The sequence below is a fragment of the Lacinutrix sp. Bg11-31 genome (assembly GCF_002831665.1).
GTDB lineage: Bacteria > Bacteroidota > Bacteroidia > Flavobacteriales > Flavobacteriaceae > Lacinutrix.
In genome coordinates, this window is record NZ_CP025118.1 from 2,130,485 (window position 1) to 2,156,616 (window position 26,132).

Below are 26,132 nucleotides of genomic sequence, written 5' to 3' on the forward strand. Positions count from 1 at the left end.
ACAAGCCTATTTCAATCCAGCAATCTTATCATCTTGCAAAATCGCTTCGGTTTCTTGTTGTACTTTTTTTAAGATACTATTTAAATCTTCGCTTGTAGTAATTTCTTTATTTACTAATAAATTTAAAATAGCTTTGTCTTGTGCTCTTCCTTTTGTCATAGCTTCGTGATACGGAATATCTTCTTTAAAAGTTACCATAGAATATTTTGAAAAATAATCGTTTGGAAATTCTTTTTCTAAAGCCATTTCAATAGTACGTTTTTCTTTAAAAATAGGATTAGCAACATGATCACGCATTTCGTAATAATTGTCTATTGCTAAATCTGCAATGGCATCTGTATCTGCTTTTCTAGTTTTTTCGTAGACTTTAAAAATGGTTTCCCAATCGCCTTCGTGTTTATCTAAAATAGCATCGAAAACGGTTACATCTTCAAAAGATGCATTCATACCTTGTCCGTAAAAAGGAACAATAGCATGTGCAGAATCTCCTAATAAAACATTTTTGTTTTTGTAATGCCAAGGCGAACATTTTACTGTTCCTAAGGCACCAGTTGGGTTGTTAGAAAATTCTTCGGCTATATTCGGTATTAATGCTAATGCATCTGGAAATTGTGTATTAAAGAATTCCTTTATAGCGTCTTCTGTAGTAAGGTTTTTAAAATTATATTTTCCTTCTTCATAACTTAAAAATAGTGTTACTGTAAAGCTTCCATCTAAATTTGGCAATGCAATAAGCATATACTCTCCTCTTGGCCAAATGTGCAAATAGTCTTTACTAATTAAGTGAGTTCCTTCTTTTGAAGCAGGGATTTCTAATTCCTTATAACCATGTGTTAAGTAGTTTTGCGAGTAGCTAAATAAAAATTTACGTTCTAAATAATAGCTTTTTCTTAATGAAGAACCAGCTCCATCTGTTCCAAAAAGGACATCACCTTTTACTTCAAATTCCGTTTTAGTTTGGTAGTCGTATAAAGCCGCAGTGTTCTTTTCTATATCAATACCATTGCATTTTTTATTAAAATGAATGGTTAGATTTTCATATTTATCGGCTTCAGTAAGTAGTAACCCGTTTAGCTCTCCTCTAGATATAGAATTAATATATTCTTTATCACGACCAGAATAATTTGAAGGAAATGTGTTGCCTTCAACATCATGAACTAAACGACCATACATTGGTATGCAGAGTGGTTTTACTTTGTCTTCAACACCTGCAAGACGCATGGCTTTTAATCCACGATCTGAAAGTGCTAAATTTATAGATCGTCCTGCAGAAATATCTGTAGTACGTAAATCTGGTCTACTTTCGTATACGTTTACAGTGTAACCTCTTTGAGCTAAACGTAATGCTAGTAAAGAACCACAAAGTCCAGCTCCTATAATTAGTATGTTTTCTTTTTTATGCATGCATTCTTTTTCTTAAAATTTGTATTCTCATTCTATGATGCCTTTGTAATATAATTGGATATAAATTTCCTATAATATTTATTGCGACAGTAATTATTGCTAATGTAATTAACCCTAAAATAATAAAATATATGCTAATTGCTATAATAACAACAAAAGGTATTAAATGACCGAATTCAGATTTTTTAGATTGAACTTCTAAAGTTGTAATACCTTCTAGTGTTCCATTAAAATATTTTCTTTGCTGCTTTTTACTTCTCCAAAATGTGGTTAATAAAAACTTTCTAAAAATGGCCACTTTTAAAAAGGTGTATGTTTTTTTTAATCTTTTGGGATTTGAAACTTTATAATAAGAATTCGAAATTAATTCTTGTGTTGGTAAAGCAAATCCTAAAAAGGCAAAAATTCCTGTAATAAATAAATTAATTACAAAAGCTAGTATTATTGTAAACCACCAAGAGTTTATTTCTATTTTATCTATTACACTTAGTATACTATAAGATTGCCACACTAAGAAAAGAGACATTAAAACTAATATGATTTTTTTAATCATTTTGTTATAATAGCGTTTTAAGAGTTTCTACCATTCTATATACATCTTCAAAAGTATTGTAAAGCGGAATAGGAGCGCAACGTATAACATCTGGCTCCCTCCAATCTGTAATTATATGTGCTTCGGTTAATTTTTTATGCAAATTTTTATCAGCGTTCTTAACTTGTATAGAAAGCTGGCAACCTCTTTCCTTGGGATTAGAAGGTGTGATGATTTTAATTTTATCGTTATTAAGTTCATTTATTAAAAACTCGAAATAACCTGTTAGTTTTTCAGACTTCTCGCGAAGTGCATCCATTCCAACTTCATTAAACATATCTAAAGATGCTTTAATTGCTGCCATAGATAAAATTGGAGGATTACTAAGTTGCCAACCTTCGGCTCCCGGAATAACGTCTAATGGTTGTCGCATATTAAATCGCGTAGATTTATTATGGCTCCACCACCCAGCAAAGCGTTTTAAGTCTTTATTATGTGCATGTTTTTCGTGCACAAAAAGACCTCCTAAACTTCCTGGTCCAGAATTTAAATATTTATAAGTACACCAAGCTGCGAAATCTACTCCAGACTCATGAAAATCTGGTTTAATATTACCTGCTCCATGCGCCAAATCGATACCAACCATGCAGTTTTTTGCATGACCGAGTTCTGCAATTTTCTTTATGTCTAAATATTGTCCTGTGTAATAGTTTACACCTCCAATTAGTAGTAATGCAATTTCGTCTCCTTGCTGTTCAAGTATAGTTTCTAAATCTTCAATATTTAAAAGATCTTCGCCTTTTCTGGGTTTCCACTCTATAACACCTTCATTTGCATCAAAACCATGAAATTCTAATTGTGTTTGTACTGCATATCTATCGCTAGGAAATGCATCACTTTCAATTACAATCTTGTATTTGGTTTTTGTAGGCTGGTAAAAGCTAACCATTAACAAATGCAAGTTGGTAGTTAAGGTATTCATTATAACTACTTCAATAGGTTTTGCACCAACGATTTTTGCCATAGATTCTGTTAAGAATTCATGGTAAGGCATCCAAGGATTCTTGGCTTCAAAATGACCTTCTACTCCAAAATTAGCCCAATCGTCTAATTCTTGCTTAATGTATTCTTTTGTAGCTTTTGGCTGCAAACCAAGAGAGTTACCTGTAAAGTACAACCAATCGTTTCCATCCTTATCTTTTGGAATATGAAATTGATCTCTATAATGTGATATTTTATCTTCTTTATCTAATTGCTTAGCGTAATCGCTGCCTAAATTATAGTTTGACACTTGGTTGGTTTTAGATATTATTCTGTAATTACTTTTATGTTTGTAAAGTTTAGGTTCCAATTACCTTCACTTTTTTTATGATCTTGAGCTACTTTTATTCCATTGAAATCTTTATAGTTTTCAAAAGTATTTATCATAGAAGCTTCCTTTCCATTAGCTTCTCTAAAAGTCCATTCTTGAATAGTGTAATCGTCATCATAAAAAATATCGTAAGCATCTCCTGGAGTATAACCACCATCAGCTGGATAAGTTAATGTAACTTTATTAAGTTGTTTTTCACTAATTGGAGCTGCTGCTTTAGAAGTTTCTCCAAGAGTTGCACTAGTATCCCAAACTAATTGAAAAGGGAATAATGCCCAATATTTATCATTTACAAAAGCACGATCTGCTTCTAAACTTTCTTGTTCAATTTTATAGGTCTTGTAAGTAATCGTATCTTTTTGGGTAAGCATCGTTACTTCATTAGCTTTTGGTTTCCAAATCCATGAGCGGCCAAAATGAGAACTATCCTTATCTACGTTAAATGAAAAATAAAATTCTTTTACTTTATCCCAATTCTCGAAACCATGTGCATTAGCTATTTTTTGGGCTAACGTATATTCTTTTTGAGGCGTTTCTTTTTTACAAGACGAAAAAATAAGCAAGCAAATAATTAATAATCTGTACATGGTTTTTGGTTTTCTTTCAAAGCTAAGAAATATTAATTAGTTTTGAAACGAGCTTGGTTAAAATTTGATTGTAAAAAGAAATGATTAATAGCGAACAACATGTGACCATAAAAGGAATAAATATAAACACATGAAACAAATCAACTGTGAGATTATGAGTAATAATTCAGAATATTTTAGCGCCAATAAAGCGACCTGGAATGACAAAGTAAAAGTACATGCCAAAAGCGATATGTACGCAATGGAAGCTTTTAAAAAGGGAAAAACGTCCTTAATGCAATACGAACTTGATGCTTTAGGAGATGTTAACGGAAAATCTTTGTTGCATTTACAATGTCATTTTGGTCAAGATACTTTAAGTTGGACCAGATTAGGAGCAAAATGTACAGGAATAGATTTGAGTGATGAAGGCATAAAATTAGCGCAGCAACTTAATAAAGAACTTGATTTAGATGCTGATTTTGTTTGTTGTAATGTACTTGATACAGCAAAGTACGTTAAAGATACTTTCGATATTGTTTTTGCTAGTTACGGTGTTATTGGTTGGTTGCCAGATTTAAAGCCTTGGGGAAAAATGATTGCAAAAAAACTTAAAAAAGGAGGTGTGTTTTACATGGCAGAATTTCATCCTATTGTTTGGATGTTCGATTATTTAGAAGGTAAACCAATTATGAAATATGGCTATATGCAAGATGAAGTAATCTATGAGGAGTATGAAGGTACTTATGCAAACGAAAACTCAAAAATGATGAGTAAAGAATATGGCTGGAATCATGGTTTAAGCGAAGTAATAAACGCTTTAACCGGAGCTGGTCTGAAAATTGAATATTTAAATGAGCATAACGAAAGTCCTTATAACGTATTGCCCGAATTAGTCGAAACCAAATCGGGTAATTATGTTACAAAGGATAAATTATATCCTCTTATTTTTGAAATTAAAGCGAATAAATTTTAGTTTTTAACAACTAGTTTTGAGCTCACTAATTGACCTTCTATAAAGAACGATAGCATATATGAGCCTGAAGCTAAATCTGACAAATCTAATGTCGCTTGTCTTGCGTTAGTATTTACAGAATCCATTTCCTGACCTAATAAATTAAACACTTTTACTTTAGAAATTTCTCTATTGGCTTGGTATTGTATTGTGTTCGTTGTTGGATTTGGAAATAATTTAAAATCTTCTATATAAAAGTCGACTATATTTAAAGTACTACTCGTGATTTCCAAAGTTTGTGATGACTTGTAATATCTATTTGGCGCACTTGCCGCAGAACTTGGTCCTACAGAATAAACTACTGCATAGTTACCAGGTGTAGACGCCATTAAATCTATAGTTCCTGTTGCTGTATCTATAGACAACCCTACTGGTGAACTAGTATATAATCCTCCAGACACTCCTGTAGTTAAAGCAGGTGTTGGATTTGAATCTACAATATTATTATAAGTTGTATTACTATAAGCAAAACCAGTAAAATCGTTATAATGTGTATCAATAAACTCAAGAACTACATTTGCATAATCAATGCCAAACGGCTCCAAAGTACTTCCTACATCTCGAACGCGACGGTTTACCTCAGTCATTATTCCGTCTACAGTTCCACCACCACCAAGTCCATCATTTGCTCCTGCACCTGAACCATGTCTTTCGTTATTATAATAGAATCCAGAAAAATAATTGGTATTGTTTGGTCGTCTATCATTACAACTCGCTCCTCCATTATTAAAATTGCTAGGTGTTGCTCTATAGCCATTTGTCCCATTTCTACCACAACCTGGATAATTTTGACTAGCATAGTAAGTCCCTGGCGCATTATGAAATAGCGCTCCCAAACTACTAACTCCTGTAACGATATCCTCTTGTGTTAAGTTGCCAATATTATCGTTAACTAAACTGGTAATTGTTGATTCAATTACAGTATTTAAGTATCCAGATGTTGTATTATTAATATCAGTTCTAGAAATAGCATAACCAATTTCTATTCTTGGTTCGTCATGGCTTTTACCATGTAAATCGATGTATAGTCCTTTTCCCCAATTAGCTTCAACAGAAGCACTAGCTTCATCAATAAAACTATGCCAAGCATTCCAATAATATAATGGATTGTTTGTTCCGGCAGCTAGGTTATTGCAAGTTGCTTCATTTTGCTCTCTATTAGGATCTAATTTTATTCTATTTAGATTGTTAATTATAACATGAGCATAACCACCAGTTTGTGCAAAAATTTCGTCTTGTACAGCTCTAATTAATATTACTGTATTATCATCTGGTTCTACAGTACCACAACTTCTGTTAGGTAATGAGCCAGAAGTAATTGTTCCTCCATGAGGTGCAGATATAATAATTGGTAGATTTCCTTTTATGTATTCTATATAATTATTACCGCTTTCGTCAAACACTGAGTCTCCTGGTTGAGGAAGTATTGGGTTTACGACAGCAAAATATATAGTTTGAGTTATTTCTGAACTGGATGCGCTTGTATCAAAATTTCCATCAAATACTAATGCGCTTACACCATCTGAAGTTATATTTAAAGTTCCACTTCCATTCCATCCATCTCCATAAGTATCGTAAACAATCACATAATACCCAGTAGTTGTTGATGCATCAATAGAATAACTTACAGGTATAGTGCTTTCATTATATGGGTTTGCAGCAGCTCCACTTCCATCATAACCATTGTCTATTGTTTGCAATAACGTGTTGTCTGGACTGTATAGTTCTACCTTATTTTCTGTTGACCATTGTGGCCAATCTACAGTAAGAATTAAGTCTGCATTCTGTGCAAATGCTATAGTATTAAAAGCTGAAACTATAGTTAATAGTAATATTTTTTTCATTTTAATCTGGGTTTAAACAAGTAGTAAAACAAAAATACTTTTACTAAAAACAAAACGATCATTTGTTCAATTCCAGATTACTCTTCTCGACAAAACAACTTATTTAACCGATGAAACACAAAAAATATTAATGCTTATCTTTTAAAACCTCAGGCATTTTAGCTTGAAAACGCTTCAATCTGGGAATAGAAACATTTTGTATGTAAGAATTATTTGGGTGACGCTTTTCGTAATTTTGATGATAATCCTCACCAATCCAAAATTTCTGAAAAGGATATACTTCTGCTGCAATTATAGCATTTAAAGTTTTAGCTAATGTTGCTTTTTTAGTTTCAATAATTTGTTTCTGCTCTTCGTTTTGATAGAAAATAATAGAACGATATTGCGAGCCTCTATCTCCACCTTGACCATTAACTTGTGTTGGGTTTTGTGAAGCAAAATACACATCTACTAAGGTTTCGAAACTTACAATTTTAGGGCTGTAAATTATTTCCACAGCTTCTGCATGACCTGTTCTACCAGTGTTACTCGCTTGGTATGTTGGGTTTTTAGTGTGTCCACCTGCATAACCACTAATAGATTCTTCTACACCTTTAACACTTTCGTAAACTGCTTCTACACACCAAAAACAACCGCTTGCAAAATAAGCTTTAGCCATTGCGTTTTCTAAAGGGACTTTTATGGGTTTAGCTATTTTTACAGATTGCTTATTTGTTTTGCTTTCTTTGTTTTGAGCAGTGTTTTCACAACTAAACACTAAACTTATTATAACTAACAGTATTATCTTTTTCATAAGCTATTTTAATAAAAATGTTCTAAAATTAGTCGAAAAAACCTCATAGGTATTACAGAGAGTTATTTAAAATTTTGTTAAATAATGGCGTTACTCAATTGGATATAAAGCAAAAAAAGCCTTCATTTTCATGAAGGCTTTTTAATATAATTTAAGATGGGATTATAGTTTTTTAAACATTTTCTCCATTTTTGCTTTTTGTTCATCAGCTAAAACTTCGTCAACCAAAATACGTCCAGAATGCTCATCTGTAATAATTTTTTTACGAGCAGCGATTTCCATTTGTACTTGTGGCGGAATAGTAAAGTAAGAACCACCAGCTGCACCTCTTTCTATTGGCACAACAGCTAAACCGTTCTTTACATTAGTACGAATACGATGATACGCTTTTACTAAACGCTCTTCAATTTTCTTTTTGTAATCTTCAGATTTTTTAATTAGCGCTTCTTCTTCTTTTTCAGTTTCAGATAAAATAGCGTCTAACTCACTTTTCTTATGCTTAAGGTGTGTTTCACGTTCCTTTGCATGTGCTTTAGTTTTGTCAACAACTTCTTTTTTCTGATCAATTTGCGCCTTAAACTCTCTAATGTGTTTTTCAGCAAGCTCAATTTCTAGTTCTTGATACTCTACTTCTTTAGTTATCGAGTTAAATTCTCTGTTATTTCTAACATTTTTTTGTTGCTCGCTATACTTTTTTATTAAAGTTTTAGCTTCCTCAATTAGGTTCTTTTTATCACTAATTTGAGAATCTGTAGATGCTAAATTGTCTTCAAGTTTAGCTAATCTTGTTTTTAACCCAGTAACTTCATCTTCTAAATCGCTAACTTCAAGAGGTAGTTCTCCACGAACATTTCTTATTTCGTCGATTCTAGAATCGATTAGTTGTAAATCGTATAAAGCTCTTAAACGTTGTTCTACACTTATTTCTTTACTCTTTGCCATATTTTAAAAATACTTAACAGGATTGGTGTTTGTCGTCGATAAAACGATTGCAAAATTACTAATTTTTTTTGTAAGATGCGCTACTAAACCGTTTTTTGTGTATTGCTCACTTTCATAATGCCCAATGTCTGCTAAAACAATAGTATTTTCTGCAGAAAAGAAGTCGTGATATTTTAGATCGGAAGTAACATAAACATCGGCCTTTAGTGACTTTGCTGCTTCAATTGCAAAACTACCAGAGCCACCTAAGACTGCAACACTTTGAATGGGTTTATTTCTAAATTCTGAATGACGAATACTTCCTGTTTTCATTTTATCTTTTAAAAAGGTGAAAAAATCAGTTTCGGACATTGGTTTTGTTAAATTCCCAACCATTCCCATTCCAATATTCTGATTTTTATTCTCTAAGGTTGTAATTTCGTAAGCTACTTCTTCGTAAGAATGATTTTTAAATAATGTGTCTAGAACTTTTGTTTCTAAATGTTTGGTAAAGGTGACACTAATCTGGGTTTCCTCTTCATAATGAGTCTTTCCTTTATTTCCTTTTGTTGGATTAGAGTTTTGGTTGCCTTTATAAGTACCTACGCCTTCAATATTAAAACTACAGTTGCTATAATTACCAATATTTCCTGCTCCAATATTAAAAACGGCTTGTCTTAAGTTTTCAGCTTCAACTTTTGGAACATAAGTGGTTAGTTTTTTTATAGTTTCAGCTTTTGGAATTAATATTTTTCGATTTAAAAGTCCTAGTTGGTCACAAATCATGTCGTTTACACCATTTATATGATTGTCTAATGCTGTATGAATGGCATAAATAGCAATGTCGTTTTTTATCGCTTTTTGTACAGTGCGCTCTACATACGTTTTACCTGTAAGCTTTTTTAAGCCTTTGAAAATTATAGGATGAAAACTTACAATAAGGTTGCAATTATTCTCGATAGCCTCATCTATAACAGCTTCGAGAGTGTCTAAGGTTACTAAAACTCCGATAAGTTTAGTGTTTTTATCTCCTACAAGCAAGCCTACATTATCGAAATCTTCGGCATAAGCCAAAGGTGCAAAATCTTCTAAATGATTAATAACATCTTGAATTATCATATATTTTCAGGAATTGGTTAATTGAATTTCAGTTTAACAAATATAAAATTTTTACTTTCGTTAAGCTTAAACCTTATTAATGAAATTTATTAGAGTCTTATTATTCCCTATTGTTCCCTTTTACTACGTTATTACTTGGTTACGTAATAAGTTATACGATTTAGGTATAAAGACTTCCAAATCTTACGATTTCCCAGTTATTTGCGTTGGAAATTTAAGCGCTGGAGGTACAGGAAAGACTCCAATGGTAGAGTCTTTAATACGGTTATTAAAAGACCACTATAGCTTGGCTACTTTAAGCAGAGGTTATGGCAGAAAAACCAAAGGTTTCATGTTAGCTTCCCAAGAATCTTCGGCTAAAACATTAGGGGATGAACCTTTTCAGTTTTATACTAAATTTAAAGAATGCATTCAGGTTTCGGTAGATGAAGACAGACAAAACGGTATTTATAATCTTAGAGGCCTTAATAAACAGCCCAATTTAATTGTTTTGGATGATGCTTTTCAGCATAGAAAAGTAAAAGCAAAACTTAATATTTTATTGACTACTTATTCTAATTTATACTACAAGGATATTGTTTTACCAACAGGTAATTTACGTGAGCCAAGACAAGGTGCAAAACGTGCGCAAATTATTGTAGTTACCAAATGTCCAAGTGATTTATCTAAAGAAGAAAAAAATAATATTGAGTCTAAATTGAAGCCTAAAACACATCAAAGTGTTTTTTTTAGCAGCATTACTTATGCTAATGAAGTTATTGGATTAAATAACACTATTGCTTTAAAAGATTTAAAAGATTTTACGCTTGTTACCGGAATTGCTACTGCAAAGCCTTTGGTTGATTTTTTAAGAAATGAAGGATTAAGTTTTAATCATTTAGAATATAGCGATCATCACGATTTTTCTAAAAAAGAGATTGAAACATTATCTAAAAACGATTTAATTATTACTACTGAAAAAGATTACGTAAGATTAATTACAGAGGATAATTTAAGTAGTAAACTCTATTATTTACCAATAGAAATAGTAATAGATAATCAAAACATTTTCAATGAATTAGTAAAAACTAAAATTGAAGATTAAGCGTTTTCTTTAAGTATTAAAGCATCAAACAGTTTCTTTTCGAAATCTTCTTGTTTAAACGGTTTACTAATAATATCTGTAAAACCAGCCTCTTCAAATTCCACCATTTTATCTTCGATAGTTACAGCTGTAAGTGCAAAAATAGTTAGATTTTCATTAAAGGCTCTAATGATTTTAGTAGCTTCGATACCACTAATTCCTGGCATATGAATATCCATTAACACAACATCATATTTGTTGGCTTTTACTTTTTCTACTGCATCTTCTCCATTTTCTACAACCTCACAATTAAGCTTCATTTTGTTTAAGATCTTCTTGGTAATCATTTGGTTAATTTTATTATCTTCAACCACAAGAATCTTAATATCGCTTAGCTCCACATCACTTATGCCTTTAAAGTAACTTATTTGTTCTTTTTCTATAGCTTCTTCTGCAAATTCAAGAGGTAATTCGAAGAAAAAAGAAGAACCTTGCCCAAGCTCACTTTTAAGATATATTTTACCTTTTAATATGTCTATTAAGCCTTTTACAATAGAAAGCCCTAAACCAGTTCCTCCATATTTTCTGTTTATTTGAATTGAGCCTTGAGAAAAACTCTCGAACATGTGCTCTTGCTTTTCTTTACTAATTCCAATACCATTATCCTGAACTTCAAAACGAACATTATAGAGTCCTTTGTTTTCGTTAATTTTCACAGCACGAACCCAAATATCTCCATCTTTAGTAAATTTAATAGAGTTACCAATAAGGTTAATTAATATTTGAGAAATTTTAAGTTGATCTGCATTGTAATTATTAGGTAAACTGTCATCAAACTCGAAATGCATTTTAATATTGTTTCCAACGGCAGAATTATTTAAGGCAGAAATAACATTGGCTATTTTCTTTTTTAAATTAAAAACTTCGTTTTCAACTTCAACTTTATTGGCTTCAATTTTATTAATTTGAAGGATGTCGTTAATAAAAGTTAAAAGGTAATCTCCAGAAAATTTTAATGACTTTAAGTGTTGTATTTGCTCAGGTTTTGGATCTTCGTCTAAAAGCATATTTGTTAATCCTGTAACAGCATATAGAGGTGTCCGTAATTCGTGGGTTACTGTAGATAAAAAGTTGGCTTTTGTTTTAGAGGCTAATTCAGCTTTCTCTTTACTAACTATTAATTCGCTATTTTTTTTATGTAAAACGTTGTTAGATTTTAGTCTAATATTATTGTTTTTGTACAACGATAAAGTCAGTAGAGAAAGGATAGTAATAAGTGCAATACTTAAAATTGTAATTAATTGAGTAAATGTACTTGTACCAGCCTCTTCTTTTAAATCTACCTTGCTATCTTTCTGATACTCGATTCCATTTGCAACTATAAATTCGCTTCTCCTTTCTGGAGAAACCAAAACTCTTTTTGCATTAATTAATGAGTCGGATAATTTTAAATGCGATTTCAAATATTTATTTGCAAGTTTGTAGCCTCCATCTGCTTCATGTAACATACTTAATGTTAAATATCCTGTACTTAGAACATCAAACATTTTATTTTCCTTTGCAATAGTGAAACCTTCGTTGGCATTTTTTAGAGCCAAACCTAAGCTTCCGTTTTTTGCTTGTGCTTCACCTAAATGTATTAAACTACTACTTAATAATTTATTTAATTTTAAGCGTCGAGATAATGAAATAGCATTATTAAAGGTGTTTTCGGCATTTTTAAAATCTTCTAAAGCTAAATAGGCTTGTCCTTTTTTTAAAATAGCTTCTGTTTCGTATTGCTGTAGGTCTTCTTGGTTAAATAGTGTTTCAGCAGATTTATAATAATCCAAAGCTTTTTCGTGCTTAGCTGTTATCATATAAACATCTCCAAGCGTTTTATAGGTCTCTGCAATATTAATATTATCTTTTGCTAAACGCTGTAACTCCATTGCTTTAATAAGCGTGGCAGTCGCTTGATTATACTCTTCTAGTAGATATTGAATTTTCCCTAGTTTAGAATACACTAATCCTAAACTCTTTTTATCATTAAGAGTTTTAACGTTTTCTAAAGCGTTTTCCAAATTGCCTTTAGCTTGAAAATAATGAGAATTTTCAATGCTTTCTTGAGCAAAAGAAAGATCTACATTTACTTTTGCTTGAAGCGCATCAAGTTCCTTTGATGTAAGCTCTTGCGCGTTTGCAAGTACTCCAAAAAACAAAAATATTATATAAAGTATATTGCGAAATTGTGACATTATTGCATAATTTTTCAAAAACAAATATAATTATTTAACCGACATAGGTGGTTTTTTTTTCGATAAATTGACAATCAAGTCAATAATACGGCTAGAGTAACCTGTTTCATTATCGTACCACCCAATAATTTTAACCATATTTCCTATAACCGAAGTCATTTGAGAGTCGAAAATACAAGAATGCGAATTTCCAACAATATCAATAGATACAATTGGATCTTCAGTATATTCTAAAACACCTTTGTATTTGCCTTCAGAAGCTTTTTTAAAAGCCGCGTTTATAGTTTCTATTGAAGCTGTTTTTTTTACATTAAAAGTAATATCGGTTAGTGAACCATTAGCAACAGGAACTCGAATACCACAACCACCAATAACGTTTGCCAATTCTGGAAAAATTTTGGTTAAAGCTTTTGCTGCTCCTGTTGTTGTTGGCACTATGGATTGTCCTGCTGCTCGTGCACGACGTAAATCTCTATGTGGTTGATCGTGTAAACTTTGATCTGTGGTGTAGGAGTGAATAGTTGTAATATATGCTTGATTAATACCGCAAAGTTCGTTAATAATAGCAATCATTGGTGCTGCATTATTTGTAGTACATGAGGCGTTAGAAATTATTGTTTCGGTTCCATCTAAAATGTCCTCGTTGGTTCCTAAAACAATTGTTTTTATATCATCATCAATTGGTGGAACACTTAAAATAACGCGTTTAGCACCATTTTTTAAATGAAATTCTAAATCTTTAGTCGCTTTAAATTTCCCTGTAGCTTCAATAACAAAGTCTGGATTAAAAGGTTTCCAATTTATGTTTTTAGGATGCTTTTCGTTTATAAGGGCAACTTCATTTTTATTGACTAAAATACTATTTTCAGTATAGGAAATTTCATCTTTATTAACACCGTGAATACTATCGTATTTTAGCAAGTGACTTAAAGTTCTAGCGTCTGCTAAATCATTAATAGCAACAACTTTTATGCTTTTGTTGTGTTGTAGCAGCCTAAAAACGCGACGTCCTATGCGACCAAAACCATTTATTGCAACCGTAATCATTTAATTTATGTGCTTTTGAGCCTTGTAAGATGAGCGCACTAATGCACTACTTTCTACATGACGGAAACCTAAGCTTAGTCCAATTTCTTCGTACTCTTTAAATTGATCTGGAGTAATAAATTCTTTTACAGGTAAATGTTTTTTACTTGGCTGAAGATATTGACCAATGGTAACAACATCTACATCGTTAGCACGTAAATCGTGTAAGGTCTCAATCACTTCTTCACGTGTTTCGCCTAAACCTAACATAATACCAGATTTTGTTCTACGTTGTCCTTGCTGTTTTAAATATTTTAAAACACCTAAACTACGTTCGTATTTAGCTTGAATTCTAACTTCTCGTGTTAAACGTTTTACAGTTTCGATATTGTGTGATACTACTTCTGGAGCTACTTCAATAATTCTATCTATGTGTTTCTCTATACCTTGAAAATCTGGAATTAGAGTTTCTAGTGTGGTTTCAGGATTCATTCTACGAACCGCTTTTACGGTTTCTGCCCACATAATGCTTCCCATGTCTTTTAAATCGTCTCTATCAACACTAGTCAATACTGCATGTTTAATTTTCATGATCTTAATTGAGCGCGATACTTTTTCTGGCTCATCCCAGTCTACCGTTTCTGGTCTACCGGTTTTTACACCACAAAAACCGCAAGAACGTGTGCAAACATTACCTAAAATCATGAAGGTTGCTGTACCTTCTCCCCAACATTCTCCCATATTTGGGCAACTACCAGAAGCACAAATAGTATTTAATTTATACTTATCTACTAAACCACGAAGTTCAGTATATTTTTTTCCCGTGGGTAATTTTACACGTAACCATTTTGGTTTTGGCTGTCTTTCTTTTGGTGCTATAGTTGAAGGAGTTTCTGTGCTCATAAGTTTTTCTTTCGAACTACAAAGATACAAAGTATTCTATAAAATTATAAGATACCACACACTAAACCCAATAAGAGAAACAACACCTAAAATGCTTCGTAAATACTAATTATAATGCTCCAGCTGCTCCTGAAAAAACAAGCCTAGACCAGGTTTTTTAAGTAAAAGCACTATCTTTTAATAATTTCTGTCAATAATTTTTTAGCTCTAAGCAGCTTAACTTTAACATTATTCATTGGTTCATTAAGTTCTTTACTAATTTCTGTGTAGCTTAATTCTTGAAAATAACGAAGATTAATCACCTCTTGATAATGTGGTTTTAGCTTTTTTATATCGCGAAGTAACTTTGCAAGATTTTGCTCTGTAATTAACTTGTCCTCTGGTGAAGGCGAGTCGTCCATAACGCGATAGACTTTATCGTCTTCATGATCTATAATTTTAGAATAGATAGAGCTTTTTTCTCTTCGTTGTAAATCAATTTGAATATTTTTAGAAATGGTAATCAGCCATGTTTTAAAAGCATATTTCTCATCAAACTTATCGATTTTATCAAAAGCTTTTGAGAAGGTTTGTATGGTTATGTCTTCAGCATCATGCTCGTTTGTGACACGCTTTAACTGAAACCCATAAACGTAATCCCAATATTCATCAAGTAAAAAATTGAATGCTTTTTGGTTGTTCTGTTTTGCTTTTGTGATAGCTTCTTTTATTTCCAATGCTTAGGTTTTGATATAAGATTTGCGATAAATATAGTTAATTGGAAGCCAATTAAAAACAGTTCGAGAAAAGGAAGTAAATAAATAAGATCCATTTCGTTTAATTTTTTTGCTGAAGAGCCTACAGATAAATACTGAATTACTAATCTAAATAGAACTAAGCCTATAACAAATTGCCAATAAAATTGAATGCTTAACAATAGAATTGAAAGCACCCAAAACAAAACTTGTGAGATATAAAACAAAGCTAATAGTGCTTTGTGCTTAAACTGATACCTATTGGCAGTAGAAACATGGCGACGCTTTTGCCTAAACCACTGATTAATATTTGTTTCAGGATTAGATGTTGTAAAACTTTCCTTTGTGTAACAAATTGATGTGTTTTTAGAATTGGCAGCTTCGTTAATAAATAAATCGTCGTCACCAGAACGAACATCAATATGGCTTATAAAGCCATTAGTTTTAAAAAATTCTTCTCTATTGTACGCTAAATTACGACCAACACCCATAAAAGGGATGCCTAGATTTGCGAACGAAAAATATTGAATAGCAGTTAATAATGTTTCGTATCGTATTAACTTATTTAAAAACGAATTCTTAATTTTATGGTAAGCTCCATAACCTAAAACGATGGTGCTTTTATTATTGAAATGAGAAGACATTTCACTAATCCAATGGTTAGAAACAGGTTTACAATCTGCATCTGTAAACAATAAATGGTTGTATTTTGCAGCTTTTATACCTAATGTGAGCGCGTACTTTTTATTTGCCCAAAAGGCTTCAATATTTTTTACATTAACAATTTTTATCTTGTCATGTTTTCCTGCAAAATCTTCCATGATTTCTAGTGTATTATCAATGGAAGCATCGTTTATTAAAACGATTTCAAAATTAGAATAGCTTTGACTGAGAATAGAGGGTAGAAAGCGCTTTAAGTTTTTGGCTTCATTTTTAGCACATATTAGTACAGAAATAGGACTGTTTTTTGTTTTTCGCTTTTCTGAATCCTTAAAAGAGAAACTACCAAAAAGCACACCATAGTAAACTACTTGAATAGATGCTACAACAACAAAGCTGTAGAATATAACGTCAAGTAACATCATAAAATATTACGAGTGTTGAGTATCGTCGCAGTTTTCGAATTGGTCTGGAGTTTTTCCGCAAAAGCCACATGCGTCTCCATCTTTATTTAACATTGGATTCTGGCTAGCGCAAGTTCCGGCAAATTTACCGTCTTTTTTTGCCCAAATTTTTATTGCGATTCCTGCAACTGCAATTCCTAATAATGCTAAAGTAAGTAGTAAAAGTTTCACGTTATTTTTTATTTAAAAATATAATAATGCAAAGATAATAGTTTTATATCATTTTATAGCACGATGTAGATTCGGTTTTATAGCAGATATTTATGTGTTTAAACGTGTTTTATAAAAAACACACATTTCTTTTATTTTACAAGTAAGTAATATAAAAAAAATTGACTGTCAAAACTTTAAATAAATTAACATTATAAAAAACTATTATCAGAATTTATTGGAACTTTTTGGCTAGTGCTTGGTGGCTGTGGAAGCGCAGTACTAACAGTTGGTGTTGCAGATGTTGGAATTGGCCTTATTGGAGTATCTCTTACCTTTGGTCTTACAGTTCTTACAGGTGCTTATGCATTGGGTCATATTTCGGGAGGTCATTTTAATCCAGCAGTCTCTATTGGTTTATTTATGGGTGGGAGATTTGATGGTAAAGATTTACCAGGATATATTGTAGCTCAAGTAATTGGTGGCGCAGTTGGCGCAGTTGTTTTATATTTAATTGTAAGTAGCTCGGTAGATTTTACTGGTATTGATTCAAATCCTGGTGCTTTTGCAACTAATTTTTACGATGCTAATGTTTATGGTGTAAACTTTGGATTAGTTGGAGCATTAGTAACCAAAGTTGTAATGACTTTTATGTTTTTAATTGTTATTCTTGGTGCAACTCATAAAAATGCTTCTCCAGGATTTGGAGGCATGGCTATTGGTTTAGCGTTAACACTAATACATTTAATTAGTATTCCTGTTACAAATACATCTGTTAATCCAGCAAGAAGTACAGCTGTTGCAATATTTGCAGGAGCAGAAGAATGGGACAGTTATGGTTGTTTTGGGTGGCTCCTATTGTTGGTGCTATTTTAGCAGGTATTGTTTATAAATTTATGGCTCCAAATAACGATTAAATTACATAACATTTTTATAGAAAAAAGAGCCTCCTAAATATTTATGAGGCTCTTTTTATTCTTAATGATATAGAAATACTAATCTTCTAATTTCAACTCTATTTCTGCAACAGGAGTATCTGTAGAATTGTTATTTGGTTTAATACCTTTTTGCTCGATTGTAATACTTAAACCTAGAGCATCTTTAGTATATGGTATCTGTTGTAAGCGCCTGTCTTTAACACTTAGAATACCCAAATTAACTTGTTTATCTTGTAACTCTGCCCAAATTTGATATTCTTGGCCATCTGGTAAAATTGGTAGAGAAACAACATCTATCATTGATGTTTTTTCTTTAGGGTTTATATAAGCTACAGTCTTTAGGTTTTTAGCGCGACGGTTGCCTTTTAAAATATACTTTTCGGTTTCAGGATTATTTAGTTGAGAAAACTGTTGAGCTAATGCATCAAGCTTAGAATTGTTTTGGTTTATGTCGCTTCTTAAATCGTATAATTCATCTACAATTACTTGATTTTCATTTAATAAATCTTGATTCTGAATATAAAAAAACAAAGAACTTCCAGCAAATACTAATGCTGCAACGCTAGCCGCAATACCGAAATTAAACCATGGTTTTCTAGGCTTTTCATTTAAAGAAACAACTGGTTTCTCGTCTAAAGTTTCTAAGATACTACCTAGTAAATGTACTGGAGCTTCTTCTGCATTTGCAAAGGCTACTAACTCTAATTTATTTTGAAGTACATTGTAGACTTCTTTAACTTCTGGGAAGTTATCTATATAGCCTTCTACCTCAAGGTTTTCTTGAGTATTAGTTAGACCTGTTAGATATCTTTCTAGCAAATCAGATTTTAAAAATGTGTCTTTATCAACAGTCATCATTTTGTAGTTTTTACAATTAAGGGTTGTAAATTTTTTTTAATTCTCGTAAACCTATTTTTAATCTAGATTTAATTGTTCCTAACGGAATATTTAGTTCTTCACTTGCTTCTTGCTGGGTCATTCCTTCAAAAAACAGCGCATTCAAAACCACCTGATATTTTAATTCTAAACCACTTAAGTGCTTTTGTATGTCTAAAGTGTCTTGATTTAAACTATTGGTTGTCAATTTATATACGTTGGAATCTTCTATTTGGACTTCTTTCTTTATCTTATTATTTAGAGAGCGCACTTTATCGATTGCAGAATTATAAAAAATACGATACAACCATGTAAATAGCTTTGCTTTAGAAGCATCGTAAGTCTTTCCTTTTTTCCAAACTTTTATAAAACTTTCTTGAAGGACGTCTTGAGCGATATCATCATCTGAAATCACCTTTTTAACAACACCTAAAAGCGCACCAGAATAGTGCTCATACAGAAGCGAAATGGCTTTTTTGTCACCATTTTCTAATAATTCTATTATGTCTTGTTCAATTGAAGTACTCAAACTCTATTGGTGTCTTTAGTTAGTTAAACTTTACGATTGGAAATTTATTGCTTAAAGGATATTTACTTCGGCTTCAATCGAGATATTAAAGATACGATAAATTGTTTTTTGAATTAATTTTGAGAGCGCTAGAATATCTTGACCTTTAGCTCCTCCATAATTTACAAGAACAAGTGCTTGTAAATTATGAACACCATAATTACCAAAAGTTTTCCCTTTAAAACCTGCTGTTTCAATAAGCCAACCTGCTGGAACTTTAACTTCGCTGTCTGAAATTGGATAACTTGGTGCTTTAGGAAAATTTTGTTTTAATTGCTCGAAAGCCTCAATAGAGATCACTGGATTTTTAAAGAAACTCCCACTATTTCCAATTTTCTTTGGATCTGGAAGTTTACTTTGCCTTATTGCTATAACTGCGTGAGACACATCTTGAATAGTTGGATTTTCAATTTGCATATATTCTAATTGTGAAGTAATAGCTCCATAATTAGTATGCAATTGATGTGTGTGTTTGGTTAGTTTAAAAACAACACTTATAATTATGTATTTACCTTTTACTTCATTTTTAAAAATTGAATTTCTATACCCAAAATGGCAGTCTTCATTTTTAAAAACTTCCATTTCTAACGTATCGCGATTTAATGCTTCGCAAGACTCAAAATTATCTTTTAACTCAACTCCATAAGCTCCAATATTTTGTATTGGAGAGGTGCCAACATTACCAGGAATTAAAGACATGTTTTCTAAGCCTCCAAAATTATTATCTAAACACCAAAGCACAAACTCGTGCCAATTTTCTCCTGCACTTGCCCTAACAAATGCATGATTGGCATCCTCGTTAATAATTTTAGCTCCTTTTAAATTAATATGGATTACAAGCGCATCTAAATCTTTAGTTAGAAGCATATTACTTCCTCCACCAAGCATTAATTTATTTGGATAGTCTTCAAGTTGCAAAACAGAAGTTAATTCAAGTAAGGTGCTTACCGAAATAAAATATCGCGCTTTAACATCAATACCAAAAGTATTATAGTTTTTTAAAGATATGTTGTGTTGAATGCGCACTAGTCTTTATAAACTTTTAAAGCTTCTTTAAGAATGCTTACAGACTTTATTAAACTCTCTTTATTAAGGACATAAGCAATTCTAATTTGGTTTAAACCAACACCTGGAGTAGAATAAAATCCTGCTGCTGGAGCAACCATTATTGTTTCTCCATCTACATCAAAATCTTCTAAAAGCCATTGTGCAAATTTATCACTGTTTTTAATAGGTAGCTCTGCAATACAATAAAAAGCACCTTTTGGGTTACCCACTTTAACACCTTCAATTTTATTTAATTCGGCAATTAATGTATTTCTTCTTTCTACATACTCTTCAATAACATCATCAAAATAACTCTGTGGTGTATCTAAGGCTGCTTCACTTGCAATTTGTGCTAATGTTGGCGGACTTAATCTTGCTTGAGCAAACTTTAATGCCGTTTGAATTACTTGTTTGTTTTTAGAGACTAAACATCCAATTCTTGCGCCACACATACTGTAACGTTTAGAAACAGAATCTATAACTATTGCGAAATCGTCTAAACCTTCTTCTTGTAAAATAGAATAGTGTTTTGCACCATCGTAAGCGAACTCTCTATAAACTTCGTCTGCTATTAAAAACAAATCGTGTTTTTTTACAATATTTGCTAGCTTTTTAATTTCTTCTTTAGAATACAAGTAACCTGTTGGGTTTCCTGGATTACAAATTAAAATAGCTTTTGTTTTAGGTGTAATTAACTTTTCGAATTCTTCGATTGGAGGTAATGCAAAATTATCTTCAATTTTAGAAATAACTGGAACTACTTTTACACCAGAAGCTGTTGAGAACCCGTTGTAGTTTGCGTAAAAAGGCTCTGGAATAATAACTTCATCATCCACATCCATAATACTTCCAAAGGCAAATAAAAGCGCTTCACTTCCTCCTGTGGTTACAATAATATCGTCATGCTTTACATGAATATCATTTTTAGCATAATAGTTTGCTATTTTTTGCCTGTAAGTTTCAGAGCCTTCAGACCTACTGTAGGCTAAAATCTCTAAAGTGTTATTTTTTACAGCATCTAAGGCTACTTGAGGTGTTTTAATATCTGGTTGCCCAATATTTAAATGGTATATGGTTTTACCTTGTTTAGTTGCTTTTTCGGCAAATGGTACAAGTTTTCTTATTGGAGACTGAGGCATTGATTGCCCTTTTTTAGAAATCGATGGCATAGAGTTTATTTTTAAAAACAAAGTTGCAAAAAAAAAGTCTAATCTATGTTAAAATTTTTCTTAACTTCAGTTGCCATGAAAATTAAAAACAGCTTCTTTTTTCTCCTCTTATTTATACCTGTATTCTGTTTTACACAAGGAAAATATGTTGTAAAAAACAAAAAAGGAGTCGATAAAATTAATTTTAAGTTACTTAATAATGTTATTATTATTCCTGTTGAAGTTAATGATGTTAAACTCTCTTTCCTTTTAGATTCTGGTGTTAGTAAACCTATTGTCTTTAATTTTTTAAAAGCATCAGACTCCTTAAAAATTTTAAATACCGAAACTATTTACCTAAAAGGTTTAGGTAATAATGGAAAAATAGCTGCCTTAAAATCTTCTGGAAATACTTTTAAAGTAGGTGATGCCGTAAATAACAATCAAGATTTCTATGTTATTTTCGATTCTTCAATAAATTTCGCACCTAAATTAGGCGTGCCTATTCATGGTATTATTGGATACGATTTATTTAAAGATTTAGTAGTTGATATTAGCTACACAAAAAAGAAAATAAAATTAACTAATCCTGAAAAACACAAATACAAAGCTTGTAAAAAATGTGAGACTTTTAATCTAGAATTTTACAATAGCAAACCATATTTTAATGCTTCGGTTGCTATTAATAATAAAAACATTCCTGTAAAACTATTAATAGATACTGGTAGTAGTGATGCTTTATGGCTTTTCGAAAATGATAGTTTAGGCTTAACAAGTAAAAACAATTATTTCGATGACTTTTTAGGTCATGGCTTAAGCGGAAGTGTTCATGGCAAGCGTTCTAAAATTGATGCCTTTAAATTAAAGTCTTTTACATTAAACAGGCCTTTGGTGGCCTATCCAGACTCGTCTTACACTTCTATATTAAGACAAATAAAAGGAAGAAGAGGTAGTGTTGGAGGTGAAATTTTAAAACGCTTTAATATTACTATGGATTATAGAAAAGCGCGAATGGTATTAAAACGTAATTCAAATTTCAACCAACGTTTTAGTTATAATAAAAGTGGTATCGAAGTTGAAAATGAAGGAATAAGACTTGTTACTGAGTACGGACAAAATGCAATTTCAGACAGAGACAGTCCTAATGTTATAAATACCAATAGTGTTAACGTTAGAGCCGTTTTTGCTAACACTAGAAAATATATAATAAAGAAGGCTTACACCATTTCTTCAGTAAGAGATAATTCTCCAGCCGCTAAAGCAGGGCTTAAAAAAGGAGATGTAATTTTAAAAATAAATAATAATGACACTTTAAAATATAGCTTACAACAATTAATTTATAAATTCTACGGAAATGAAGGTGACAAAATCACTTTGGAAGTAGAAAGATTAGGTAGAAAAATAAAGGCGACTTTTATACTAGAGTCTCTAATAAAATAAAAAAGCCAAAAACAATTGTTTTTGGCTTTTTTAAAATATTTAAGAGAATGGGCTATTGCTCCATAACACTTTTTCCTTTTGTTTTAGTAAGTACGCTTGTTTTAGAAGGGTCGATAACCTCTCCTTTAATTTTAAGCGAAACTGTTGGTGTAGCTGCATTAGATAAAACAGTAATTGTTTTTCTTATTGGCATAACACGTTTAGTATCATATTTAACTTCAATTTCCCCAGTCATTCCTGGCATAATTGGATCTTTCGGCTTTTTAGGCACTGTACATCCACAACTAGAACTTACTTTAGATACAATTAATGGAGCATCTCCAGTGTTAGTAAACTCAAAAGTTCTAACGCCATCTGCGCCTTTTTCTATTGTTCCGTAATCTATTGTTGTTTCTTTAAACTCAATTTTTGCTACTTTTTCTTGAGCATTAATTGAAAAGGTAATTAATCCGACAAATAATAATGTTATTAAATTTTTCATTTTATTTTGATTTTTAATGGTTTGTAAATTTAGTACTTTTTAACCCTTCTGCAAAAATAATTAGATGTAATACAATCTTGCAAGTACATTCGACATATTTAACTATACATTAATACTAGTTAATATTTCGCAGAAACAGAAATATAAGTATTTTTGCTAATCAATATTCAAAAACTATTCCAAAGTATGAGCATTCCATCTAAATATGATGCAAAGAACGTAGAAGACAAGTGGTACAGCTACTGGACAGAGCATAATTATTTTCATTCTACACCAGACGAAAGAGAACCTTACACCATTGTAATTCCTCCACCAAACGTCACAGGTGTACTGCACATGGGACATATGCTTAATAACACAATTCAAGATGTGTTAATTCGTCGTGCACGTTTACAAGGTAAAAATGCATGTTGGGTACCAGGAACAGATCACGCTTCTATTGCTACAGAAGCAAAAGTTGTTGCACGTTTAAAAGAACAAGGTATTGATAAAAACGACCTGACAAGAGATGAGTTTTTAGCACACGCTTGGGAATGGACCGAAGAATATGGAGGTGTAATCTTAGATCAGCTTAAAAAATTAGGTTGTTCTTGCGATTGGGAACGCACAAAATTTACAATGGACGACGATATGTCTGAAGCTGTAATTAAGGTTTTTGTCGATTTACACGAAAAAGGATTAATATATAGAGGTTACCGTATGGTAAACTGGGATCCTGAAGCTAAGACAACATTATCTGACGAAGAAGTAATACACGAAGAGCGTCAAGGAAACCTATACTATATTAATTATAAAATTGAAGGAAGCGACGATACTTTAACCATTGCTACTACAAGACCAGAAACTATTTTTGGAGATTCGGCAATATGTATCAATCCAGAAGATGAGCGTTTTACTCATTTAAAAGGAAAGAAAGCAATTGTGCCTATCTGCGGAAGAGTTATTCCTATTATAGAAGACGAATACGTAGATTTAGAATTTGGTACAGGTTGTTTAAAAGTAACACCTGCTCACGATGAAAATGATAAAGTTTTAGGAGACAAGCATAAATTAGAAGTTATTGACATTTTTAATGATGATGCTTCTTTAAATAGTTTCGGACTTCAATTTCAAGGTCAAGATCGTTTTGTAGCAAGAAAAAATGTCGCTAAATTATTAGAAGAAACAGGTGTTTTAGTTAAAACTGAAACGCATATTAATAAAGTAGGAACTTCCGAAAGAACAAAAGCAGTTATCGAACCAAGATTAAGCGACCAGTGGTTCTTAAAAATGGAAGAATTAGTTAAGCCAGCAATAGAAGCTGTTTTAGGTGAAGATGCTGAAATTAAATTATTTCCTAAAAAGTTTGAAAACACATACCGTCACTGGTTAGAGAATATTCGCGATTGGAATATTTCGAGACAATTACTTTGGGGACAACAAATTCCTGCGTATTTCTATGGAGATGGAAAAGAAGATTTTGTAGTTGCAGAAACTATTGAAGCTGCATTAGAAAAAGCTCAAAAAGTTACTGGTAAATCAGATTTAAAAACTGAAGACTTAAAACAAGATACAGATGCTTTAGATACATGGTTCTCTTCTTGGTTATGGCCAATGAGTGTTTTCGATGGTATTAGAAATCCAGAAAACGAAGAAATTAAATATTATTACCCTACTAACGATTTAGTAACAGGGCCAGATATTTTATTCTTTTGGGTAGCACGTATGATAATTGCAGGTTACGAGTATAAAGGCGAGAAACCTTTTAACAACGTATACTTAACAGGTTTAGTTCGTGATAAGCAAAGACGTAAAATGTCTAAATCTTTAGGAAACTCTCCTGATGCTTTAAAGCTTATAGAAGAATATAGTGCAGATGGTGTACGTGTTGGTATGCTATTTAGTAGTGCGGCTGGAAACGACTTAATGTTCGACGAGGCACTTTGCCAACAAGGAAAAGGTTTTGGAAACAAGGTTTGGAATGCTTTTAACTTAACAAATTTATGGGAAGTTAATGATACAATACCACAGCCTAACTCTAGTGAAATTGCTTTAGATTGGTACGAAGCTAAGTTTCAAACCGCTTTAGTAGAAATTGAAGATCACTTTAGTAAATACCGTTTAAGCGATGCTTTAATGTCTATTTACAAATTGATTTATGATGATTTTTGTGGTTGGTTATTAGAAATAGTTAAGCCAGCTTATCAACAACCTATAGATGCTAAAACGTACAATAGAGTAATGTCGATATTTGAGGAGAACTTGATAATATTGCATCCTTTTATGCCATTCTTAACCGAGGATATCTGGCAATATATTGCAGAGCGTACTCCTGAAGAAGCTTTAATTATTGCAAAATGGCCAGAAGCAAGACCTATAAATAAAAAATTGATTTCTCAATTTGAATTTGCTTCAGAAGTAATTTCAGGAATTAGAACCGTTAGAAAAGAAAAGAATATTGCGTTTAAAGATGCGATAGGTTTTTCTGTAATAAATAATGAAAAGTCAGATACTACTTTCGACGAAGTAATATCTAAATTAGGAAATCTTGAAAGTATAGACTATGTTAATGAAGCTGTAGAAGGTGCTTTAACCTTTAGAGTAAAATCTAACGAGTATTTTATACCAATGGATGGCAATATAGATGTAGAAGCTGAAATTATAAAGTTAACTAAAGAATTAGAATATACAGAAGGTTCTTTAAAAATAGCACAGAAGAAACTATCTAATGAGCGTTTTGTTGCAGGAGCTCCAGAACAAGTTATTGCTAGTGAGAAGAAGAAAGAAGCAGATGCTTTGGCAAAAATTGAAACTTTAAAAACAAGTTTAGCTAGTTTGAAATAATATCACTT

Annotated in this window: 23 protein-coding genes and 1 pseudogene; 5 read left to right on the forward strand and 19 right to left on the reverse strand. The window is 31.9% G+C overall.

Annotated elements, in window-relative coordinates:
* Positions 1 to 6: 6 nt before the first annotated feature.
* Genes CW733_RS09605 through CW733_RS09620 form a run of 4 tightly spaced genes read right to left on the reverse strand, consistent with a single transcriptional unit; the run spans position 7 to position 3,895 of the window.
* Positions 7 to 1,404, reverse strand: a complete 1,398-nt coding sequence (locus CW733_RS09605) for an NAD(P)/FAD-dependent oxidoreductase (RefSeq protein ID WP_100996979.1) — start codon at positions 1,402 to 1,404, stop codon at positions 7 to 9.
* Positions 1,397 to 1,957 (reverse strand): hypothetical protein, encoded by a 561-nt coding sequence (locus CW733_RS09610; RefSeq protein WP_157811565.1) that lies wholly within the window; start codon positions 1,955 to 1,957, stop codon positions 1,397 to 1,399. Before CW733_RS09610 ends, CW733_RS09605 begins: the two co-directional genes overlap by 8 nt.
* 4 nt (positions 1,958 to 1,961) lie before the next feature.
* Entirely contained in the window at positions 1,962 to 3,227 is a 1,266-nt protein-coding gene (kynU, locus tag CW733_RS09615; protein WP_100998758.1) for a kynureninase, read from the reverse strand.
* A 17-nt stretch (positions 3,228 to 3,244) separates the two neighbouring features.
* Positions 3,245 to 3,895 carry a hypothetical protein gene (locus tag CW733_RS09620; RefSeq protein WP_100996981.1) on the reverse strand — a complete coding sequence of 217 codons (651 nt, stop codon included), beginning with the start codon at positions 3,893 to 3,895 and terminating at the stop codon, positions 3,245 to 3,247.
* A 154-nt stretch (positions 3,896 to 4,049) separates the two neighbouring features.
* Between CW733_RS09620 and CW733_RS09625 the strand changes: the two genes are divergently transcribed.
* A complete protein-coding gene (locus tag CW733_RS09625; protein ID WP_100996982.1) occupies positions 4,050 to 4,850 on the forward strand; it encodes a bifunctional 2-polyprenyl-6-hydroxyphenol methylase/3-demethylubiquinol 3-O-methyltransferase UbiG in 801 nt (266 codons plus the stop codon).
* Here CW733_RS09625 and CW733_RS09630 read toward each other — a convergent pair.
* The 4 genes from CW733_RS09630 to CW733_RS09645 all read right to left on the reverse strand — a co-directional run bounded on the left by CW733_RS09630 (position 4,847) and on the right by CW733_RS09645 (position 9,566).
* Positions 4,847 to 6,733, reverse strand: coding sequence for a T9SS type A sorting domain-containing protein (locus CW733_RS09630; protein WP_100996983.1), 1,887 nt, complete (start codon positions 6,731 to 6,733; stop codon positions 4,847 to 4,849). The genes CW733_RS09625 and CW733_RS09630 overlap by 4 nt on opposite strands.
* Before the next feature lie 127 nt (positions 6,734 to 6,860).
* The gene (msrA, locus tag CW733_RS09635; protein WP_100996984.1) at positions 6,861 to 7,526 is read right to left on the reverse strand and encodes a peptide-methionine (S)-S-oxide reductase MsrA; all 666 of its coding nucleotides are present in this window, start codon (positions 7,524 to 7,526) and stop codon (positions 6,861 to 6,863) included.
* Positions 7,527 to 7,688: 162 nt separating this feature from the next.
* Positions 7,689 to 8,468, reverse strand: a complete 780-nt coding sequence (locus CW733_RS09640) for a zinc ribbon domain-containing protein (RefSeq protein WP_100996985.1) — start codon at positions 8,466 to 8,468, stop codon at positions 7,689 to 7,691.
* A gap of 3 nt (positions 8,469 to 8,471) precedes the next feature.
* A complete protein-coding gene (locus CW733_RS09645; RefSeq protein ID WP_100996986.1) occupies positions 8,472 to 9,566 on the reverse strand; it encodes a Nif3-like dinuclear metal center hexameric protein in 1,095 nt (364 codons plus the stop codon).
* Positions 9,567 to 9,645: 79 nt separating this feature from the next.
* Here CW733_RS09645 and lpxK point away from each other — a divergent pair, with 79 nt between their 5' ends.
* Positions 9,646 to 10,650 carry a tetraacyldisaccharide 4'-kinase gene (lpxK, locus tag CW733_RS09650; protein ID WP_100996987.1) on the forward strand — a complete coding sequence of 335 codons (1,005 nt, stop codon included), beginning with the start codon at positions 9,646 to 9,648 and terminating at the stop codon, positions 10,648 to 10,650.
* Here lpxK and CW733_RS09655 read toward each other — a convergent pair.
* From CW733_RS09655 to CW733_RS09680, 6 genes are all read right to left on the reverse strand, one after another.
* Complete coding sequence (locus CW733_RS09655) at positions 10,647 to 12,866, reverse strand: ATP-binding protein (protein ID WP_100996988.1); 2,220 nt, start codon at positions 12,864 to 12,866, stop codon at positions 10,647 to 10,649. The genes lpxK and CW733_RS09655 overlap by 4 nt on opposite strands.
* Before the next feature lie 30 nt (positions 12,867 to 12,896).
* Positions 12,897 to 13,913, reverse strand: coding sequence for a type I glyceraldehyde-3-phosphate dehydrogenase (gene gap, locus CW733_RS09660; protein ID WP_100996989.1), 1,017 nt, complete (start codon positions 13,911 to 13,913; stop codon positions 12,897 to 12,899).
* Positions 13,914 to 14,795 (reverse strand): lipoyl synthase, encoded by an 882-nt coding sequence (lipA, locus tag CW733_RS09665; protein ID WP_100996990.1) that lies wholly within the window; start codon positions 14,793 to 14,795, stop codon positions 13,914 to 13,916.
* Between the two features lie 170 nt (positions 14,796 to 14,965).
* Positions 14,966 to 15,511: an RNA polymerase sigma factor gene (locus tag CW733_RS09670; protein ID WP_100996991.1), complete on the reverse strand. Its 546-nt coding sequence runs from the start codon at positions 15,509 to 15,511 to the stop codon at positions 14,966 to 14,968.
* Entirely contained in the window at positions 15,502 to 16,614 is a 1,113-nt protein-coding gene (locus tag CW733_RS09675) for a glycosyltransferase (RefSeq protein WP_100996992.1), read from the reverse strand. Before CW733_RS09675 ends, CW733_RS09670 begins: the two co-directional genes overlap by 10 nt.
* Before the next feature lie 6 nt (positions 16,615 to 16,620).
* The gene (locus tag CW733_RS09680) at positions 16,621 to 16,824 is read right to left on the reverse strand and encodes a membrane or secreted protein (RefSeq protein ID WP_100996993.1); all 204 of its coding nucleotides are present in this window, start codon (positions 16,822 to 16,824) and stop codon (positions 16,621 to 16,623) included.
* 216 nt (positions 16,825 to 17,040) lie between these two features.
* Here CW733_RS09680 and aqpZ point away from each other — a divergent pair.
* A pseudogene (gene aqpZ / locus CW733_RS09685) lies at positions 17,041 to 17,720 on the forward strand (aquaporin Z).
* A gap of 78 nt (positions 17,721 to 17,798) precedes the next feature.
* On the opposite strand, the gene CW733_RS09690 reads toward aqpZ, so the two are convergent.
* Genes CW733_RS09690 through CW733_RS09705 form a run of 4 tightly spaced genes read right to left on the reverse strand, consistent with a single transcriptional unit; the run spans position 17,799 to position 21,401 of the window.
* Positions 17,799 to 18,599, reverse strand: a complete 801-nt coding sequence (locus CW733_RS09690) for an anti-sigma factor (RefSeq protein WP_232730344.1) — start codon at positions 18,597 to 18,599, stop codon at positions 17,799 to 17,801.
* Between the two features lie 16 nt (positions 18,600 to 18,615).
* Positions 18,616 to 19,146, reverse strand: coding sequence for an RNA polymerase sigma factor (locus CW733_RS09695; RefSeq protein ID WP_100996995.1), 531 nt, complete (start codon positions 19,144 to 19,146; stop codon positions 18,616 to 18,618).
* A 51-nt stretch (positions 19,147 to 19,197) separates the two neighbouring features.
* Positions 19,198 to 20,211, reverse strand: a complete 1,014-nt coding sequence (gene murB / locus CW733_RS09700; protein ID WP_100996996.1) for a UDP-N-acetylmuramate dehydrogenase — start codon at positions 20,209 to 20,211, stop codon at positions 19,198 to 19,200.
* The gene (locus tag CW733_RS09705) at positions 20,211 to 21,401 is read right to left on the reverse strand and encodes a pyridoxal phosphate-dependent aminotransferase (RefSeq protein ID WP_100996997.1); all 1,191 of its coding nucleotides are present in this window, start codon (positions 21,399 to 21,401) and stop codon (positions 20,211 to 20,213) included. The genes murB and CW733_RS09705 overlap by 1 nt, the downstream gene beginning before the upstream one ends.
* A 45-nt stretch (positions 21,402 to 21,446) precedes the next feature.
* Between CW733_RS09705 and CW733_RS09710 the strand changes: the two genes are divergently transcribed.
* Positions 21,447 to 22,820, forward strand: a complete 1,374-nt coding sequence (locus tag CW733_RS09710) for an aspartyl protease family protein (protein ID WP_232730345.1) — start codon at positions 21,447 to 21,449, stop codon at positions 22,818 to 22,820.
* 52 nt (positions 22,821 to 22,872) lie between these two features.
* On the opposite strand, the gene CW733_RS09715 is transcribed toward CW733_RS09710, so the two are convergent.
* Positions 22,873 to 23,301, reverse strand: coding sequence for a DUF1573 domain-containing protein (locus tag CW733_RS09715; protein ID WP_100996998.1), 429 nt, complete (start codon positions 23,299 to 23,301; stop codon positions 22,873 to 22,875).
* Positions 23,302 to 23,487: 186 nt separating this feature from the next.
* Between CW733_RS09715 and CW733_RS09720 the strand changes: the two genes are divergently transcribed.
* Positions 23,488 to 26,124 carry a valine--tRNA ligase gene (locus CW733_RS09720; RefSeq protein ID WP_100996999.1) on the forward strand — a complete coding sequence of 879 codons (2,637 nt, stop codon included), beginning with the start codon at positions 23,488 to 23,490 and terminating at the stop codon, positions 26,122 to 26,124.
* Positions 26,125 to 26,132: the final 8 nt, after the last annotated feature.